The 464-nt window shown below is 34.5% G+C and carries 1 pseudogene; it reads left to right on the top strand.

Annotation, left to right across the window (positions count from 1 at the left end):
- Positions 1 to 275 precede the first annotated feature (275 nt).
- Positions 276 to 464: pseudogene (locus tag AB4486_RS27235) on the top strand (hypothetical protein); the annotation flags it as partial.

The following is a 464-nucleotide window of genomic DNA, read 5'->3' as shown; positions in this document are numbered from 1 at the left end:
TCAAAAGACTGATAGAAAAAGGAGACGAGGATTAACTGATAAAGACTGCCAGTACTTTGAGAACATATTGACAGCAATTGAATATTGGAGTGATGAAGAACTACTTGATTTAGCTTCAGAACCTACTGAGTTTAGAAAGCTCATGCGAGGGTGGTAGATTTAAAATTAATTGAGGTTTGACAAAATTTCCCTAATACATACATTATGCTCTCAAGTGTCTATAGTTTTGGTGACTATCGGCTATTCAGACTATGACTTTTAGAGTTTAATGTAAGATGTATAATCAATTAACAGATTTAGATGGGTTATTGTTACAAGTAAGAAACAAACATTCACAAGAATATTTGAGAGAAGCAATCATTTCTTATAGGGCTGGTGCGTATCGTGCAGCAGTTACATCAACATGGATTGCTATTTGTGTTGATGTAATAGAGAAAACCAAAGAGTTGGCAATTAGCGGTGAT

Origin of the sequence: Vibrio sp. 10N.222.55.C6 (assembly GCF_041473395.1) — a bacterium.
GTDB classification, from domain to species: Bacteria; Pseudomonadota; Gammaproteobacteria; order Enterobacterales; family Vibrionaceae; genus Vibrio; species Vibrio crassostreae_C.
Note: the sequence above shows the minus strand (reverse complement) of the source record. Positions and strands in the feature narration are given on the sequence as shown.